Source organism: Sphingorhabdus sp. (assembly GCF_046596595.1).
Lineage (GTDB): Bacteria > Pseudomonadota > Alphaproteobacteria > Sphingomonadales > Sphingomonadaceae > Sphingorhabdus_B.
In genome coordinates this window covers 1-18438 of sequence record NZ_JBKJMB010000007.1, presented here as the reverse complement: position 1 = coordinate 18438, position 18438 = coordinate 1, and the positions used below count along the sequence as shown (strand labels likewise).

Below are 18438 nucleotides of genomic sequence, written 5' to 3'. Positions count from 1 at the left end.
GCCGGTGAGCTCCTGAATACTCAGTGGCCCATTGCCGCATGCTCAGCCGCAGTCATTGGCTTTTCTGCAGCAACCGCACCCTTTTTGTCGAGCCACGCCTGCATTTCGCGCATCTCGGCTTCCTGCGCGGCAATTACCCTTTCAGCCAGAGCGCGCACTTCCGGATCCTTGCCATGCTTTAGCGCGACCTTCGCCATTTCCACCGCGCCTTCATGGTGCGGGATCATGCCTTGCATGAACGCAACGTCAGGGTCCTGCGCAACTTTCCCCATGCCAGAATGCATCTTGTCGCTGGCGGCGGCATAGGCTTTTTGCGCGTCGTTGTAGCCAGCGGTGGCATCATCAGGGGCAACGGCTTTCGTTTCAATGGTTGCAGCCGCATCATTTGCGGGTTGCTGGCACGCACCGAGCAACAGCACGCCAGCAAGCGCTAATGGAAGTGTTCTCATAACAATCTCCTTCAAGGGCGGGACGGGTTAACGAATATCCGGCGGTGTTGCCTCATCCGACAGCATGGCAATAGCCTCATCCAAAGTCATGATACGCTGGCCATCAGAACCAAGGCTGCGGATGGCGACCTTGCCTTCCTCGGCCTCGCGCATGCCGACGACGAGCAAATGCGGCACCTTGGCAACGCTATGCTCACGCACCTTGTAGTTGATTTTCTCGTTGCGGGTATCGACGGTGACGCGAAGTCCGGCTGCCTTGAGCTTGGCCGTTACCTCCTGCGCATAGCCGTCGGCCTCCGACGTGATGGTCGCCACCACAGCCTGCACCGGCGCAAGCCACACAGGGAAACGGCCGGCATAATGTTCAATCAATATGCCGATGAAGCGTTCATAGCTGCCGAAAATCGCGCGGTGCAGCATGACGGGCCGGTGGCGCGCGCCATCCTCGCCCACATAGCTCGCGTCGAGGCGCTCGGGTAACACGCGGTCGGACTGAAGCGTGCCGACCTGCCAGGTGCGGCCAATCGCATCGGTCAGATGCCATTCAAGCTTGGGCGCATAAAATGCGCCTTCGCCGGGCAATTCTTCCCAGCCATATTCGGCAGTCGCCATGCCAGCGCGCTCGACCGCCTCGCGCAGTTCCTGTTCGGCCTTGTCCCAGTCATCTTCGCTGCCGAAGCGTTTTTCGGGACGAAGCGCCAGCTTGACGGCGTAGGTAAAGCCGAAATGCTTGTAGATGCGGTCAGCCAGATCGCAAAAGGCGCGCGCTTCTTCGACAATCTGGTCCTCGCGGCAGAAGATATGGGCATCATCCTGCGTGAACTGCCGGACGCGCATCAGCCCGTGGAGCGCGCCATGTGGTTCATTGCGGTGGCAGCAGCCATGCTCATAGAAGCGAAGCGGCAGGTCGCGGTACGACTTGATGCCTTGCTTGAACACCAGCACATGCGCCGGACAATTCATTGGTTTCAATGCCATCCAGTCGGCATCAGGCGCGACGGCAGGCGCGCCGCCTTCCCCATCCGGCACGATGTCGGGTACGGCAAACATGTTTTCGGCATATTTGCCCCAATGCCCCGAAGACTCCCATTGCCGCACATCCATCAATTGCGGTGTCTTGATTTCCCGATAGCCCCCATCGTCGATAGCGCGGCGCATATAGGCCTCAAGCTGCCGCCAGATCGTAAAGCCATGCGGATGCCAGAAGACAGAGCCGTGCGCCTCTTGCTGCAAATGGAATAGGTCCATGTCCTGCCCCAGCCGCCGATGGTCGCGCTTGGCAGCTTCTTCGAGACGGACGAGATGCGCATCAAGCTGCTTTTTGTTCAGCCAGCCAGTGCCGTAAATGCGGCTCAACTGCGGGTTGTTCTGGTCGCCGCGCCAATATGCGCCCGCGACGCGCGTCAGCTTGAATGCTGCCGGATCAAGTTTTCCGGTCGAGGCCAAATGCGGGCCGCGGCACATGTCCATCCAGTCATCGCCTGACCAGTATACCGACAATTCCTCGCCTTCGGGCAACTCCGCAGCCCATTCGGCCTTGAAGCTCTCGCCTGCATGCTGCCACATGGCGATGAGCGCATCACGCTGTATGACTTCACGACGCAGCGGCTTATCGGCGCGAATGATGTCGCGCATCCGCTCTTCGATGGCGGGCAAGTCATCCATCGTGAACGGGCCCCGCGACGCTGGCGCCATCACGTCATAATAGAAACCGTCGTCCGTCGACGGGCCAAAGGTAATTTGCGTTCCCGGAAACAGTTCTTGCACCGCTTCGGCCAGGATATGCGCAAAGTCGTGGCGCGCCAATTCAAGCGCATCGGCTTCATCGCGGCTCGTCACGAGCGCAAGCTGCACATCGGCATCGAGCGGGCGCATGATATCGCGCAGTTCCCCGTCGACACGCGCGGCAATCGCTGCCTTAAAAAGACCCGGACCGATAGAAGCCGCAATGTCCGCAGGGGTGGTGCCGCGCGCGACTTCACGGGCAGAGCCATCGGGAAGGGTAACGCGGATCATGTCGGACATGGAATTTATTGCTTTCAAACACGGTTGGAACCGCCCCTTTGCCAGCCCAAGGGCGAAGCCGCAAGGGTGCAGAAACTGTCCTCAGCCGTGGTCACCTATGCGTTTGAAAGCGGAGCGCAGTCTTATATTAATCCGGCGACTTGTCCGCGCGGTATGGGGTGAATTCACCAAGGCTGCAAAATCCACCGGGGATGCCGCTGGTCCGGTCCACCAGCCGAAGCAGGTCGCCACGGCATTTCTGGCCGCCAAATTGTTCGGAAACGATGATGTCGTTGTCGCGCGCGAGACCGGAGCATGACGAGCGCAAATTGTTTCGGTACACCAAGCGGGAGGACACACGGTAGAGCAGAATATCGTCGCTCACGCGAATCATGCTTTGGGTATTGAAATCACTAATGCAATTTACGGGCTTGCCAGCAACTTTGCCGTTTAATTCCTTCATCAACACGGCGCTTTGTTTCTCGGTGAGCGGTACGGGGGTACTGTCCACTTCGCCGCACGCGGCAACGAGTAAAAAGGGAAGGGTGAAGGCAGTCACTTTGAGGAATTGCATCGGTTCTCTCCTGTTCGCGCTGCATCATAGCATAAGCGAACAATGATGAACTGTAGATTATCGGATTGGCACCGCAATATGGCGTTTTTCCCCGGGGGTGACTTGGACAATGATGTTGCCAAGCGCTTTATCGGGCGGGGTGTCCATAACCGCCATGGCGCGTGCGCCGTGTTCCATCTCGACCAAAACGGTAGCCGGGCCAAAGCCGTCCTTGCCCGCTGGACGCACACAGCTTAGCACGCGGGCCTTACCGTCGGGGGCATCGTCAAGCGTCAGCGGCACTGGCGCATAGCCCTTCGCCACTTCGCCGGACCACGCGACCTCCGGCTGGTGCGCGGTATAGATCCCCGCTGCTTGTTTCGACATGACGCCGCCGTTGGCCGTGACTAAAGCGGGTTTTGACCCGTCTTGGCGCAGCGCATCGACCATGGCGGCGATATTGTACACGCTGTAGCCATTGCCAGGCCCGCCAAAAAAGCTGAGCCCTCCTGTGAGCGTATAATCGCCCAATGGTCGCGAGGGGTCCTGCAGGCTGTCCACCGCGGCGAACACCGCGCAGGGAAAGCAGCTATAAATGTCCACTGGGCCAAGATCAGCCGATGTTAGCTCCGCTTGATCCAGCGCAGCGGGAATGGCGAAATCCAGCGCGGCCGAACGGTGGATGACTGCACGTTCGGACAAAGGGGGCTCGGCAGCTTCGGCGGCACCCGCAAGCCAGACCCATTTGGATTGGTCCACGCCCAATTCGCGCGCCTTGCCAGCACTGGTGAGGATGATTGCGCCGCCCAGATCGACGGCATCCTGCGCAACATGCCAGCGGCGGTAAATATCGGTCAGCGGGTAATTGGCGTTCGTATCGGTCAGCATTTCCCCGGGCGACCGAAAGCCGGGAAACTGGGCATGAACGCGGGTTTCCGCCTTCGCCGAAAAGGCCGACCACAATGCTGCCATGTGCTGCGCATAAACATCGTGATCCAGCCCCAAACCTATCTGCCGCGCATTTTCGATCAGGCTATAGGCAAGCGGCATCGAAATGATGCCGTGGCGAATTTCGGTGCGGCTCAAGATCGGAAAGCTGGACAGACGGTTGTCGAATGGCGTGTCCGAAGCCAAGCTCCAGTCCAGATTCACCCCCGCCTTCCGGGCGCGCTTGGCGGTCCCTGTTGCCTCTGCCGCAACAAGCACTGCCAACGCGCACGTGCCGCGCCGGATGTCGCCGGCGAGTTCGTTCAGCATCGCCTGCGGGCTTTGGCCACCGACATCTGCATAGATCAGCCGCGTGGCTCTAATCCCGCCTACCGCGCCAAAGGCCTCGGGCGCATTGTCGGGGGATCCGGTGCCGAGGCTGACGCCGCTATCTTCAAACGTGCGGATGGCTGCGATGGTGTCAATCGCGGCGGCAACGGCGGCCTGCTGGCCAGTATCGGCAAGAGCAAGTTTGATGGCCGCGCCTGCCAATTCGCGCGGTGATGGCCATTCACCAGTTACAGTCTTGCGGCTCGCCTCACCAACGCCAATGATCACTGGCGCGCTTGCGTCAAAATTGCGCATCACTCACTCCCGATTGTCTCTTAACTGCACGCTTAAATATGCTAGCAGTCGATGCAAGGACTTTGGGAGAACAATGATGGCAAAATGGCCGAAACTGACATGGGACAAGGAACCAACCGGGCCATTGAAGGGCATCAAGGTGGTGGACATGGCGACAGTTGTGCTTGGACCTTATGCCACCGTGCAAATGGCTGACCTTGGCGCCGAGGTCATCAAGATCGAGAACAGCCAGGGCAATACGCCGGGCGATATGATGCGCCATGGCGGGGATTCGCCCACCAAACAGCACGGCCCCATTTTTACCGCGCTTAACCGCAACAAAAAAGCCATCAACCTGAATATCAAGAACGCTGAAGACAAAAAGATACTGGAGGCGTTGCTCGAAGAGGCGGATGTCTTCATCCACAATGTCCGCATGGCAGGGGTCGAGCGGCTTGGCTTTGGGTATGAAGCGGTCAAGGCAATCAACCCCGATATCGTCTATGTCCACTGTGCGGGCTTTGGCGCTGGCGGTTCGTATGGCGAGCGGCAGGCCTATGACGACCTCATTCAGGCTGCCTCGGGTTTCGCTGCATTAAGCGAACAGCGCGATGGCGGCCGGCCAACCTATTCGCCAAGTCTCGTGGCAGACAAAGTGAGCGGCCTTTTTGCGGCGAACGCGACGATGGCGGCGTTGCTCGCGCGCGCAGGCGGCCAAGGCGGGCAGTTTGTACAGGTGCCGATGTTCGAATGTTTTACGTGGTTCAACATGGTGGAAAATCTGTGGGGAGAAACCTTCATCCCCGGCAACGGCCGCATGGGTTATACGCGGTCAGTCAACCCACGGCGGAGGCCATATCCGACGAAGGACAGCTTCATCGCCATTGTGCCCTATAATGACCGGCAGTGGGCCACCTTTTTCGAGTTGGGCGGCAAGCCAAATGTCTTCGACGATCCGCGCTTTTCCACCTATCAGGAACGCACCAAGCATACAGGCGAATTATACGCCCTGATCGAGGAGGTGAGCGCGACGCGCACGACGGCTGACTGGCTTGACCTGTTGGCCGAGCATGACATTCCGGCGATGAAATATAACCGGATGGCTGATGTGCTGGTCGACCCCCATTTGGCTGACGTCGGCTTTTTTGAGGAACTGGAGTCTCCCGACTTTGGGAAATATCGGTCAATGAAACATCCTGTGCATTACGCCGGAACGCCCGTGTCGAACTACGCCCATCCGCCGATGCTCGATGCCGACGGGGACGAGATACGGGCCGCGTTGGGGATGTGATAGCGGGGATAGTCCTGCAATCTCCAACCTATCGTCATCCTGACCTTGTTCCAGGATAACGAACTCCAGCATATCGTCATCCTGAACTTGTTTCACGATAACGAATTCCAACCTATCGTCATCCTGAACTTGTTTCAGGATAACGAACTACCGTCGCCCGTTATCCCGAAACAAGTTCGGGATGACGATGCTTTTGGAGCGGCCGATTGTTTGACAGTCTCAATTAAACCAGCAACCCGCGCATGATGAGGTCGATGGTATGTTCACGATAGGCATCGCGCATATTTTCGTCGAAATCGTCCTGATTATAGCAATGCCGCAAAACGAGGCGCGATGAGTAAAATCGGTCGGCTGCGCCAGTTACCGTAAAGTAGAAAAACTGCGGGTCGGTTTTGCGGAATTTTCCGGCCTTGACGCCTTCGGTGATGAGTACCTGATAGGTGCGGGAAATCGGCTTGAGGTATAATTCGGCAATGCGTGCGGCCTCGGCGGGCGCGCTGTCGCGGACCATGCGCATCAACAAGCGGTTCAAATAAGGAAAGGCGTGATAGGTATCGATGACCGCGCCGATATGGATGCGCAATTTGTCGGCTGGCGGCATGTCCTTGGCCACCAAAGCCCCGAGGCTCTGGACGATATTGCCCATGTCGCGGTCAAGCAACGCCAGCATCAGGCCATTTTTGTTGCCAAAGTAATATTTCACCAACGCGCTGTTCAGGCCAGCACGCAGCGAAAGTTCGGACAGCGACAGGTCAATCGTGTCGCCTTCCCGCATGATCTGGCTTGCAGCTTCGATCAGCTGATCGCGCGCAGTGCTGCCGTCCGGTGATTCACTTGCCAGCTTCGGTCCTGTTGTCGCCATTGATCCGCTGCTCCCCTTTTTCGTAGCGTCACTTATAAACAGGTTCATCCCACCATGGGAAGAAGTCAGGCAAGTCAGCGGAAACTTTGTCAGGGTAGACCGGAGTACGCTTTTCAAGGAAGCTGGAAATACCTTCTTTGGCGTCGCCAGACCGCGCGCGGCGGTAAATCGCCCGGCTGTCGATTTCGTGCGCGGCCATCGGATGTTCGGCCGCTGACAGACGCCACAGCATTGCGCGCGTCAACGCTATCGACACTGGCGCGGTGTTATCGGCAATCTCGCGTGCCAACGCCCGCGCGGCAGCCAGCAACTCGGTTGGTGCGTGGACTGATCGGACAAGGCCGCCCTTTAAAGCTTCATCCGCATCAAATACGCGTCCGGTCATGCACCATTCGAGGGCTTGGCTCATGCCGAAAAGTCGCGGCAAGAACCAGCTTGAGGCCGCCTCGGGGACAATACCCCGGCGTGCAAATACAAAACCGAAGCGCGCATTGTCGCTCGCCAGGCGGAAGTCCATTGGCAGCTGCATCGTTGCTCCAATGCCAACCGCTGCGCCATTGATGGCGCCGATAACCGGTTTTTTGCACTGGAATATGCGCAGCGTGAGCCGCCCGCCCGAATCGCGCACGCGTTCATCCGACAGTGTTTCAACTTCGGACCGACTGGCAAAAACGTCACCGCCTGAATCGGGCGTGAGATCGGCCCCGGCACAAAAGGCGCGGTCGCCCGATCCGGTCACGATCACCGCACGTACGGCGTCATCGGCATCGACGAGGTCAAACGCAGCGCACATTTCGCGCATCATCACATTGGTGAATGCGTTCATCTTTTCCGGACGGTGCATACTGATCGTCGCGATACCATCGGCAACATCGTACAGGATTTGGGTGAAGTGGGTCATTTCTGTTGGCCTTTATTTAAAACCGGAGCCCTGAGCAGCAGCCGTTACGGCTGCGACCGTCGAAGGGCGCCTAACCGTCAGGCTATGTGCTTTACCGCCCAACGCCCTTCGACTTTCGTTAGCGCTTCGCGCTATCGGCTCAGGGCTTCGGTTATTTTTCATGTCTGCCTTCAACTAGCGCGGCGCCATCCGGATCGCGCCATCAACCCGAACGTCTTCGCCGTTGAAGTAGCCGCACTCGATCATCGTCAGCGCCACCTGCGCGAATTCGTGCGGATGGCCCAAGCGCTTGGGGAACGGAACCGATGCGGCAAGCGCATCCTTGACCGCTGGCGGTGCGCCATTCATCAATGGCGTGTTGAATATGCCAGGCAATATGGTGTTGACGCGAATGCCTTCGCTCATCAAGTCGCGCGCAATTGGCAAGGTCATGCCAACGACGCCGCCCTTGGACGCGGAATAAGCTGCCTGCCCCATCTGGCCGTCTTCGGCAGCAACCGACGCGGTGTTGACCATTGCGCCGCGCTCGCCATCTTCCATGGGTTCAAGCGTCAGCATGCCGGCCGCCGACTTGGCGATGCAGCGGAACGTGCCGACCAGATTGATCTGGATAATCCTGTTAAAGGCGTCGAGCGGGAAATGCTTGATCGATCCGTCCTCTTTGGAACGGCTCGCGGTTTTGGCGGCGTTGCCCGTGCCGGCGCAGTTGACCAAGATACGTTCCTGACCATGCGCAGCGCGCGCCTTGGCAAAGCCGTCATCGACGCTTTCGTCGCTGGTGACGTTGACGTTGCAGAACACACCGCCAATTTCAGCGGCCAGCGCCTCGCCCTTGTCGGCCTGCAAATCGAAAATCGCGACCTTCACGCCCTTTGCCGCGAGCGCCCGTGCGGTTGCCTCGCCAAGCCCCGATGCGCCACCTGTAACGACGGCTGCGACAGTTGAATCCAGTTTCATAAATACTCCTGATCGTTTTACCTCTCCCGCAGGCGGGAGAGGATAGGAAGACTTGCGAGCGCGCTCGCTAGTCGGACTTGGTGTGGGCCCACACCGCTGCGACTAGGCATTAAATTGCCAAGTCTCGCTGCCTCTCCCGCTGGCGGGAGAGGGAAATCAAACCCGCTCGATAATCGTGACGTTGGCCTGACCGCCGCCTTCGCACATCGTCTGCAGGCCATATTTGCCGCCGCGTGCTTCAAGCGCGTTGAGCAAGGTGGCCATCAACTTGGTACCTGACGCGCCCAATGGGTGGCCAAGCGCGATGGCGCCGCCATGCACGTTGATCTTCGACCGGTCGCCACCGGTATGCTTCAGCCAAGCCAAAGGCACCGGCGCGAAGGCCTCATTGACTTCATACAGGTCAATGTCGGACATCTTCATGCCCGAACGCTGAAAAGCGCGGTCGGTTGCGAACAAAGGTTCTTCAAGCATGATGACCGGGTCGCCTGCAGTCACCGTCAGGTTGACGATACGCGCGCGCGGGGTCAGGCCATGTTCCTTGAGTGCCTTTTCCGACACGATCAGGACCGCCGAAGCACCGTCGCAAATCTGGCTGGCATTGGCGGCCGTGATCGAACCACCTTCCTGAAGCAATTTGACGCCCGACAGGCTTTCGAAGGTCGCATCATAGCGGATGCCTTCGTCGCTGTTGTGGACGATATTGCCCTCCGGCGTCTCGACCTCCATGCCGACGATTTCATTGGCAAAGGCACCTTTTTGCGTGGCGGCAATCGCCTTTTGGTGCGACTCAAGCGCGAACTGATCGAGGTCTTCGCGGGTGAGGCCATATTTCTTCACCAGCATTTCCGCGCCCATGAACTGGCTGAACATGATGCCGGGATAGGCTTCTTCGAGCCGCGGGCTCTTATATGTGCCCATGCCCTCTTTCTTGAACAGCATCGACGTCGAACCCATCGGCACGCGCGTCATGCTTTCGATACCGGCAGCCAGCACGATGTCCTGCGTGCCCGACATCACGCCTTGCGCCGCAAACATCATCGATTGCTGGGAAGATCCACATTGGCGGTCGATGCTGACCGAGGGAATCGAGTTGGGGAGGCGTGACGCGAGCACGATATTGCGGCCAACATCGCCGGCCTGTTCGCCGCCCTGCATGACGCAGCCCATGATGACGTCTTCGATCGCCGCAGGATCGAAATCATTGCGATCAGCAATCGCATCAAGCACGGCAGCGCCCAGATCAACCGGATGTACGCCTGCCAATTTGCCGCCGCGGCGGCCTCCAGCGGTACGGACCGCATCCACAATATAGGCGTCTGCCATATCTTCTCTCCTGATGTTCTAAATTTAATCGCACGATTAAACTTTGAAGGGGGAGAGTCAAGGGAGAGATTATCGGCAGCGAATCGCCGCGAACCAACAAATGAAAACCGTAGCCCTGAGCCGTCAGCGCAAAGCGCTGGCGAAAAGTCGAAGGGCGCTTATCAGTTCAGCGCCGTGCCGTTCGGATAAGCGCCCTTCGACGGACGCAGTCGCAAGCGACTGCTGCTCAGGACTACGGTGTCTTCTATATGTCAGCTTCTTTTAAGCCGCTTCGCGCGCGATGGTGATCACTTGCGGATAGGTGAATTCCAGCAAGCCTTCTTCACCCAATTCCGCGCCAAAGCCCGATTGCTTATGTCCGGCAAATGGAGCGTTGGGGGCGAGATGCATCGATTCGTTGATCCACACGGTGCCGGTTTCCAACTGCTCGGCGACTTCAACCGCTGCTTCTGGGTTGCTGGTCCAGATCGAACCGGCAAGGCCGTAATCCGAAGCATTTGCACGGCTGATGACTTCATTGATGGTCGAAAACTTCATCAATGGCATGACTGGGCCAAATTGTTCCTCGGCGACAATCCGCGCATCTTCAGGCGGATTGTCGAGGACCGTCACCGGCACGAAATAGCCCGGGATCGACGGGTCATGGTCGCCACCTGCCAGGAATTTGTAGCCCTTGTCCTTGGCGTCCTGAATCAGTTCAAGCACGCGCTTATATTGCGGCTTGTTCTGGATGGGGCCGATTGCGGTGCCCTGTTCCGCGCCGTCACCGACCTTGACCGCCTTGGCATAAGCCGCGATCGCGCCCGACAACTCGTCATAGATGTCTTCGTGAATGTAGATCCGCTTGGCCGCGATGCAGACCTGGCCTGCATTGTAGAAGCTTGCCCAGAACAGCTTTTCAGCAACCTTGGCAACATCCGCATCGGGCAGAACGATTGCCGCGTCATTGCCGCCAAGTTCAAGCGTGATGCGCTTCAGATCCTTCGACGCCGATTCCATCACGCGCTTGCCCGTTGCGGTCGAGCCTGTGAAGGTGATCTTGTCGATGTCGGGATGCGCCGTGAGCATTGGCCCAAGCGCATCACCACCGGTGATGATGTTGAGAACGCCCGGCGGGAAAACGCCAGCGACGAGCTCGGCCAGACGCAAGGTTGCGAGCGGCGTAAACGGCGATGGCTTCAACACCATCGTGCAACCCGACAACAAAGCAGGCACGATCTTCTGGATCGCCATCAAAACGGGGAAATTCCATGGTACGATACCGCCGACCACACCAACGGGCACCCGGCGTGTGCGGCTCAGGCGCTTGTCGCTGTCTTCGGTAATCTTCTCTTCGAGGTTGAGCATCGGAAGCGCGCGTGTCATGCCAACGCAGCCAGCAATCTCGCTGCCCGCCTGCATATGCGGCTTGCCTTGTTCCGATGTCAAAAGGCGCATCAGTTCGTCGCTGTTCGCCTTGATAATGTCGGCCATTTTGGCGAACAAGGCGCGGCGTTCTTCGACGCTGGTCTTCTTCCATGTCGGGAATGCGGCACGCGCGGCGGCCACGGCCTTGTCCAAATCGGCTTGACCGCAATCGGGCACCTGGCCGATAACCTGTTCGTTCGCAGGGTTCACGACATCAATCCATTGGCCGTTATCGACCAGTTCGCCGTTGATCAGATTTTTATATTGGGTGGTCATTGTCTATCTCCTGATGAGTCTTCGGCATTATAGCCTTAAGTTGATGGCTTGTCCTGCTTTGCCCAATATTCATCGCGCAAAAGCCGTTTGTAGAGTTTTCCGGTATCGTGGCGTGGAAGCTCTTCGCGAAAGTCGATCCGCCGCGGGATTTTAATGCCCGACAGCTTCTCGCGACAAAAGGCGGTGAGTTCATCGCGCAATGCATCCCCGGCGTCGGCCATGTCGAGTGGCTGGACCACGGCAATAACCTCTTCGCCCATTTCATCATGCGGGCCGCCAATGACGGCAACGTCGCGCACGCGGGGATGCGTGACCAGATGGTTTTCAATCTCCTGCGGGTAAATGTTCACCCCGCCCGAAATGATCATGAAGCTCTTGCGGTCGGTAAGGTACAGATAGCCCTCTTCATCCAGCCGCCCGACATCACCAAGCGTCGTCCAGCCATGCTTGTTGGTCGCGCCTTTGGTCTTGTCGGGGTCATTATGGTAGCTGAAGGACGCGGCACTTTCGAAGAAAACCGTGCCTTCTTCGCCGACCGGCACATCGTCGCCATTATCGTCGCAAATATGCATGATGGCATTCAATGCGCGGCCAACCGAGCCCTTGTGGGTCAGCCATTCTTCGCTCGAGATAAAGGTAATCCCCTGCCCCTCGGTTCCGGCATAATATTCGCGGAGCACTGGCCCCCACCATGCAATCATCGCTTCCTTGATGGGAACCGGACATGGCGCAGCGGCGTGAACCGCAGACTGAAGGCTCGACACGTCATATCTGTTGCGGACCTCATCGGGCAGCTTCAGCATCCGAGCGAAGTGCGTTGGTACCCATTGGCTGGCGGTAATGCTGTACTTTTCGATCGCTGCCAGCGCGGCTTCGGGGTCAAACTTCTCCATAACCACGACCGTGCCGCCAAGCCTGTGCACCGCCGCACACCAGCGCAACGGCGCGGCATGATAGAGCGGCGCGGGCGAAAGATAGATGCTGTCGCCTGAAAATTTGAACGCCATGGAAGCAAGCCCGGCCAGCACATTGGGTGCGGCAATATCGGCGTCGTCAGGCAAGGGAAACCGAATGCCCTTTGGCTGACCAGTGGTGCCAGAACTGTACAGCATGTCGGTGCCTGCACGTTCATCGGCAACGGGCGTGGTCGGCATGTCTGCCACCGCGGCCGCATAATCCTGCCAGCCAGCATGTTCACCGCCGAGTAGATATTTCTGGACAGGACTTTGTATCTGGTCAAGCACTGCTCCCAGATAGGGCGAAGCAAACAACGCCTTTGCGCCACTGTCGTTGAGGATATAGTCGATTTCAGACGCCGTCAGGCGACAGCTGATGGCGACATAAATCAATCCTGCCCGCTGCGCGCCCCAGACCAAATCGAAGAATTCGGCGCGGTTTTCGAGGCAGAATGCAACGGTGTCACCATGCTGAAGGCCAAGCGAACGGAACAGTTGCGCGCACTGGTTCGACCGCGCGTCAAGCTGCCCATAAGTGATGGTCTCGCCCGAACCCGCCATGATGACGGCTGGTTTGTCAGGATTGGCGGCGGCGTGGACAGCGGGGTGGCCCATATTATTCACCCAACCAGTTCGGTTTGCGTTTTTCGGCGAAAGCCATGGCGCCTTCACGCGAATCCTTGGACGTGAACACCGGCGCGCAGATCTCGTTCTGCTTTTTCCACATTTCGGTCGAGTTCCAGTCCGGCCGCTCGTTGATCACGCGCTTGGTCGCAATCAACGCGAGCGGGCCGTTCGCGGCCACCTTGGCCGCAAGCTCGAGCGCGGCATCGATTGCAGCGCCGTCGGTCACGCGGTTCACAAAGCCCATCTCGTAGGCCCGCTGCGCCGAGATAAAATCACCCGTTAGCGCAAGCTCCATCGCCATCCGCTTGCCGATGATCGATGGCAAAGTCAGCAACCCACCTGCCGCCGCGACCAGACTGCGTTTCACCTCAGGAATACCAAATTGCGCCTTGTCATTCGCCACAAGCAAATCGCAGGCAATCGCGATTTCCATGCCCCCTGCCAACGCATAGCCCTCGACCGCGCCAATCAAGGGCTTGGCAGGTGGCGATTCAATGAACCCGGCAAAGCCCTTGCCCTTGATGCTTGGCAGCTCGCCGCGCAGAAACGCCTTGAGGTCCATGCCAGAGCAGAATGTTCCGCCAGCGCCCGTGATGATGCCCGCGTTGAGGGCCTTGTCGCTATCAAGCTGCTCCATGGCCGCAGCAATGCCCTTCGCCACCGCTTGGTTGACCGCGTTTTTGGCTTCGGGGCGGTTGATGGTGATGATCAGGACGCCGTCTTGTGCCTGGGTTAGGACTTCGCTCATTTAAACCTCCTGGATAAACCGTAGCCCTGAGCCGTCAGCGCATTGCGCTGACGAAAAGTCGAAGGGCGTCTCTCCGCATCATGCGGCATTGGAACGACAGGCACCCTTCGACGGACGCAGCTGCTGCGCAACTGCTGCTCAGGGCTTCGGTGCATCATCACGCTCACCGCCCCTTGGGCAGGCCAAGCACATGTTCGCCGATGATATTCTTCTGGATCTGGCTGGTGCCACCGCCAATCGTGGCGGAAAAGCTGTTCAGATAGGACCTGTGCCAATAGCCGTCGTCGACTGCATTTTCGTCCCCGACATAATAGCCAGCGCGCGTACCCTGAAACTGCAGCGAAAACTCGGTCAGTTCGCGCACTAGTTCCGTCCGCGCCAATTTGTTCATGAGCGCAAGCCCCATGGGGCGGTCGCTGGTCAGCGGGGACATGCGGCGGCGTTGGTTGTTGAGGTTCAGCGCCTGAATCTCGATCATATATTCAACCAATTTGTCGCGCATAACTGGGTCATCAAGCACGGGCTTGCCGCCACGCTTTGCTGAACGCGCCATGTCAACGACGCCCATGACGTCCATTTCCTTGACGAAATAGCCACCCACCGGATTGACCTTGGCACCACGCTCATATTCCAGCGTCTTCATCGCGACCATCCAGCCCTGGCCTTCTTCGCCAACGAGGCCCGAGGCCGGGATTCGCGCATCGGTGAAAAAGCACTGGGTAAAACCATATTCGCCCGTCAGCTTTTTCAGACGCCGTGTTTCGACGCCCGGAATTTTCATCGGCGCGAGGAAGAACGAGAGCCCTGCATATTTGCTTGGCCCGTCGTTCGATGTCCGCGCGAGCAGGATCATATAATCGGCGCGATCACCCAAGGATGTCCAGATTTTGGACCCGTTGATTACATATTCGTCGCCGTCACGCACCGCCTTGGTTTGCGCGCTGCCAAGGTCAGAGCCATGTTCGGGCTCGGAAAAGCCCTGACACCAGATTTCTTCTGCCGAAAGCATGGGCTTGATAAAGCGGCGCTTGTCCTCTTCGCGGCCAATGTCGAGCAGCAACGGCCCCGTCCAGCCATTGGCGATGGCGTTGAGCATGATTGGCGCGTCGTGGCTTTTCATGATCCGCGTGGCGACGCGCTGATATTCGGGGTGCATGCCATAGCCGCCATATTCGGTTGGCCAGGACATGCCGAAATAGCCCGCCTCGTACACCTTGCGCTGCCAATTGCGCAGAAAATCAAACTGCTGGTCCGTTGACACTTCCATGAAGGTCAATGGCAACATGAAGCCGGGGTCGCGTTGCGTATTTTCCGCAAACCAAGCGTCGCAGTCCTTTTCGAACGCGGCAAGTTCCTGTGGGCTCGGCTGGGTCATATTTGATTCCTCTCTCGGCGTTTAATTGCGCGATTAAAGAGGCGAATGCAATACTGAATTCCGTCCCGGTTCAAGGGCAATCAGGCCTTTTTAAACGGCGCCATTTCGCCCAGAAATGCGATCTCGCGTTCCATGGCCCGCGTCTCACGCTCGAGAAAGTCGGCAACCGCGCTTCGAAAGCCAGCGTTGGAAATATAATGCGCAGAATAAGTCGGCACCGCTTCGTAGCCGCGCGCCAATTTATGCTCGCCCTGCGCGCCTGCCTCCACGCGTGCGAGCCCATGCGCGATGGCGTAATCAATCGCCTGATAATAGCATAATTCGAAATGCAGGAACGGCACGTCGCGCGTGCAGCCCCAATAACGGCCGTACAAGCAGTCTGGGCCGACAAAGTTGAGCGCGCCTGCAATCGGGCGGCCCTGATCATGGGCCAGAAACAGGACAATGCCGTCGCGCATGCTGGTGCCGATGATGTCAAAGAACGCACGCGTCAGATACGGCGTCCCCCATTTGCGCGCGCCGGTATCTTGGTAAAATATCCAGAACGCGTCCCAATGATCCGCCGTGATGTCAGCCCCGGAAATCACCTCGATCCGGACTGCGGCCTGCGCGCCGGCGCGTTCCTTGCGGATGGCCTTGCGCTTGCGCGACGACAAAGCGCCCAAAAAGCCTTCAAAGTTCGCGTAATCGCGGTTCTGCCAATGAAATTGCGTGCCCACGCGCGTCAGCCATCCGGCGGCGCGAAATGCCTCAAGTTCGTCTGCCTCGACAAAAGTGGCATGCGCCGATGACAGGCCGTTCTGGTCCACCACTTCTTCGGCGGCCCTTAAAATTGGCAACGCCATCGTTGGATCGCGCAAAAGCAATCGCGGCCCCGGCACGGGCGAAAACGGTGCCGCGATCTGCAACTTCGGATAATATTGCCCGCCCGCCCGATGAAATGCGTCCGCCCAATGATGGTCAAACACATATTCGCCCTGACTATGCGTTTTAAGATAGCCGGGGAGCGCCGCTGCCGGGACGCCGTTTGCATCACGGATGAGAATTGGCGATGGCGACCAGCCCGTTCCCGGACCAACGCTTCCCGACTGTTCAAGCGCCGACAGAAACGCATGACTGACAAAGGGGTTGCCGCGCGGATTGAGCGCATCCCATTGGTCAGCGGATATATCGCTGACTTTGGTAAGAAGTTCGGCGGTGACGTCAGCCATTGAAGGCACACCGAAGTCCTGAGCAGCGACCGCATCGCGGGCGCGGCCGTCGAAGGACGGTCATAGTCCCCGACTGCGACATTTTGCTAACTCCGACACACGATTCCAATCCCGTTGCGCCAGCGCTTCTTTTTTTGCCCTGCTCCAGCCTTTAATCTGTTTTTCTGCCGACTTTGCGTCATCGCGAGTCTGGAACATGTCGTTCCAGATCAATTTCACAGGTCGTCGGCTATACGTATACCCCGGAAAAATCCCAGACTGATGCTCTGCAAATCTTTTGTCCATGTTGTCCGTGTGCCCGACATAATATGTTCCGTCGGCACATTTCAATATGTAGCAGTGAAACATCCAGTCCAATATGTTGCTCCGTGCTGACGGGCGCCCTTCGACGGACGCAGCCGCTGACACGGCTGCTGCTCAGGACTACGGTTTTGGTGCTAGGGCTTGACCTTCACAACGCAATCAATCTCCACCGTTGCGTTGCGGGGGAGTACGGGCACGGACACCGCCGCCCGCGCGTGTTTGCCTGCATCGCCAAACACGGCTTCCATCAAATCTGACGCGCCGTTCGCGGCTTCGGGTTGATCGGTAAAGTCGGATTCTGACGCAATAAACACGCCCAGCTTGACGATGCGCTCGACGCGATCAAGGTTGCCGCCAAGCGCTGCCTTCATTTGCGCAATAAGCATAATGCCGCACGCCCTGGCCGCAACCTTTGCGTCTTCCAGATCGCGCGTGTCGCCGACGCGACCGGTCAATAGCTTGCCATCGACAAACGGCAACTGCCCGGAGATAAACAGCATTCCATTTGCCTCTACGGCTGGCACATAGGATGCCACGGGAGCAGCTGGTTCGGGGAGCGTAATCCCCAGCTCAGCCAATTTTGCTTCAATCATCATGCTACCTTTTCCAATTCCGGTGCCGGCAAGTTCGCAACCAGCCGGTCCCTAATCCAAATTTCGGCATCAGCCCACCGCTCCAACCGCGCATGTGCCGACTTCGATGGCTTGACGCGCTCCCACAACAATGGTTCGCCCACAAAATGGAGCCGCCACACGTCTGGATGCTGTTCCCCAACCGATTCATGCTGGTGCCCCAAATCATCTACAAATACCGCAACGCTAGGGCGATATTCGTCCAATATGCGGCCAAGCGCCTCACCTTTGCCGCCCTGATTGCAATATACCGGCGCGTCAATGCCAACCGCCTTTAACTGCTCGGTGCGCGGTCCAGCGCGGTGATCCAGCAAATTGGTCAGTATGACGACGTCAGCATGTTCGCGCAGCCGGTTCAGGCTCTCGACTGCCCCATCGATGGCCTGTTGCCGGTGCATCTCTGTGTCGAAAAAACCGTTAAGCAGATCCCATACCTGGCCGCGTTCGACAATCGTGCCGTCATGCTTGTGGCGCAACGCTTCGCCCCAGTCGCCATGAACAAGGTCGAAATGGATGTGATGTGCCTCGTCCAGCCAATCGCGAAACGGCACGATCATATGCAACAGCACCTCATCACAATCGGATATGAGCAATGGCCGTGAAGTGATGATACTCATGCCTCGAGTTCCTGCCGTGCCTGCACCAGCGTCGCGGGCGACACGCCTATCACTGCGGCGCAAGCGACAAGGTCGGGCTCATAAGCTTCAAGAAATGAGAGGATTGCCGCCTGCGTGCTGCGGTTGGTTACGCTGCTGCGCAAGCCCTCCGGCGTCAGTCCAGTCAACGATAACAGACGTTCTGCCCGGGATTCGTCCATCAACGCCCAAGCCAGTGCCTGAAATGCCAGCCCCGATGCGTCTAACTTGCCATTTGTTTCATGCATGGCTTTCGCTTAAGCCAAGCTTCTGACGAACGCAAAGCGGGAAAAGGTCGGTATGGGTAAAAAGGTCATGATTGTTGAGGATAATGAACTCAACCTCAAACTGTTCACTGATCTTCTGCGCGCGCA

At 58.1% G+C, this 18438-nt stretch carries 18 protein-coding genes; 1 reads left to right on the top strand and 17 read right to left on the bottom strand.

Features of this window, described 5'->3' with window-relative positions; genetic code table 11:
- Window positions 1–20: 20 nt before the first annotated feature.
- The 4 genes from ACLL9E_RS00265 to ACLL9E_RS00250 all read right to left on the bottom strand — a co-directional run bounded on the left by ACLL9E_RS00265 (window position 21) and on the right by ACLL9E_RS00250 (window position 4578).
- On the bottom strand, window positions 21–449 hold the full coding sequence (locus ACLL9E_RS00265) for a DUF305 domain-containing protein (RefSeq protein ID WP_411289742.1): 429 nt from the start codon (window positions 447–449) through the stop codon (window positions 21–23).
- A gap of 27 nt (window positions 450–476) precedes the next feature.
- Window positions 477–2474, bottom strand: a complete 1998-nt coding sequence (gene thrS, locus ACLL9E_RS00260; RefSeq protein WP_411289741.1) for a threonine--tRNA ligase — start codon at window positions 2472–2474, stop codon at window positions 477–479.
- A 127-nt stretch (window positions 2475–2601) separates the two neighbouring features.
- Complete coding sequence (locus ACLL9E_RS00255) at window positions 2602–3027, bottom strand: hypothetical protein (protein ID WP_411289740.1); 426 nt, start codon at window positions 3025–3027, stop codon at window positions 2602–2604.
- A 57-nt stretch (window positions 3028–3084) separates the two neighbouring features.
- On the bottom strand, window positions 3085–4578 hold the full coding sequence (locus ACLL9E_RS00250) for a hypothetical protein (RefSeq protein ID WP_411289739.1): 1494 nt from the start codon (window positions 4576–4578) through the stop codon (window positions 3085–3087).
- 73 nt (window positions 4579–4651) lie between these two features.
- On the opposite strand from ACLL9E_RS00250, the gene ACLL9E_RS00245 reads away from it, so the two are divergent.
- Window positions 4652–5848 (top strand): CaiB/BaiF CoA transferase family protein, encoded by a 1197-nt coding sequence (locus ACLL9E_RS00245; protein ID WP_411289738.1) that lies wholly within the window; start codon window positions 4652–4654, stop codon window positions 5846–5848.
- Between the two features lie 223 nt (window positions 5849–6071).
- Here the strand turns inward: ACLL9E_RS00245 and ACLL9E_RS00240 are convergent, their stop codons facing one another.
- The 13 genes from ACLL9E_RS00240 to ACLL9E_RS00180 all read right to left on the bottom strand — a co-directional run bounded on the left by ACLL9E_RS00240 (window position 6072) and on the right by ACLL9E_RS00180 (window position 18312).
- Window positions 6072–6710: a TetR family transcriptional regulator gene (locus ACLL9E_RS00240; RefSeq protein WP_411289737.1), complete on the bottom strand. Its 639-nt coding sequence runs from the start codon at window positions 6708–6710 to the stop codon at window positions 6072–6074.
- A 28-nt stretch (window positions 6711–6738) separates the two neighbouring features.
- Window positions 6739–7611, bottom strand: coding sequence for a crotonase/enoyl-CoA hydratase family protein (locus ACLL9E_RS00235; protein ID WP_411289736.1), 873 nt, complete (start codon window positions 7609–7611; stop codon window positions 6739–6741).
- Window positions 7612–7785: 174 nt separating this feature from the next.
- Entirely contained in the window at window positions 7786–8568 is a 783-nt protein-coding gene (locus ACLL9E_RS00230; RefSeq protein WP_411289735.1) for an SDR family NAD(P)-dependent oxidoreductase, read from the bottom strand.
- Window positions 8569–8724: 156 nt separating this feature from the next.
- Window positions 8725–9894 (bottom strand): acetyl-CoA C-acetyltransferase, encoded by a 1170-nt coding sequence (locus tag ACLL9E_RS00225; protein WP_411289734.1) that lies wholly within the window; start codon window positions 9892–9894, stop codon window positions 8725–8727.
- A gap of 261 nt (window positions 9895–10155) precedes the next feature.
- Window positions 10156–11577, bottom strand: a complete 1422-nt coding sequence (locus ACLL9E_RS00220; RefSeq protein WP_411289733.1) for an aldehyde dehydrogenase family protein — start codon at window positions 11575–11577, stop codon at window positions 10156–10158.
- 35 nt (window positions 11578–11612) lie between these two features.
- Window positions 11613–13148, bottom strand: coding sequence for an acyl-CoA synthetase (locus tag ACLL9E_RS00215; protein WP_411289732.1), 1536 nt, complete (start codon window positions 13146–13148; stop codon window positions 11613–11615).
- Window position 13149: 1 nt separating this feature from the next.
- The gene (locus tag ACLL9E_RS00210) at window positions 13150–13908 is read right to left on the bottom strand and encodes a crotonase/enoyl-CoA hydratase family protein (protein ID WP_411289731.1); all 759 of its coding nucleotides are present in this window, start codon (window positions 13906–13908) and stop codon (window positions 13150–13152) included.
- 163 nt (window positions 13909–14071) lie between these two features.
- Window positions 14072–15283, bottom strand: a complete 1212-nt coding sequence (locus ACLL9E_RS00205) for an acyl-CoA dehydrogenase family protein (protein ID WP_411289730.1) — start codon at window positions 15281–15283, stop codon at window positions 14072–14074.
- An 80-nt stretch (window positions 15284–15363) separates the two neighbouring features.
- Complete coding sequence (locus ACLL9E_RS00200; protein ID WP_411289729.1) at window positions 15364–16494, bottom strand: GNAT family N-acetyltransferase; 1131 nt, start codon at window positions 16492–16494, stop codon at window positions 15364–15366.
- A gap of 60 nt (window positions 16495–16554) precedes the next feature.
- Entirely contained in the window at window positions 16555–16842 is a 288-nt protein-coding gene (locus tag ACLL9E_RS00195) for a GIY-YIG nuclease family protein (RefSeq protein ID WP_411289793.1), read from the bottom strand.
- 89 nt (window positions 16843–16931) lie between these two features.
- On the bottom strand, window positions 16932–17393 hold the full coding sequence (locus ACLL9E_RS00190) for a RidA family protein (protein ID WP_411289728.1): 462 nt from the start codon (window positions 17391–17393) through the stop codon (window positions 16932–16934).
- A complete protein-coding gene (locus ACLL9E_RS00185; RefSeq protein ID WP_411289727.1) occupies window positions 17390–18046 on the bottom strand; it encodes an HAD family hydrolase in 657 nt (218 codons plus the stop codon). The genes ACLL9E_RS00190 and ACLL9E_RS00185 overlap by 4 nt, the downstream gene beginning before the upstream one ends.
- Window positions 18043–18312, bottom strand: coding sequence for a DUF3572 family protein (locus ACLL9E_RS00180; protein ID WP_411289726.1), 270 nt, complete (start codon window positions 18310–18312; stop codon window positions 18043–18045). Before ACLL9E_RS00180 ends, ACLL9E_RS00185 begins: the two co-directional genes overlap by 4 nt.
- Window positions 18313–18438 lie beyond the last annotated feature (126 nt).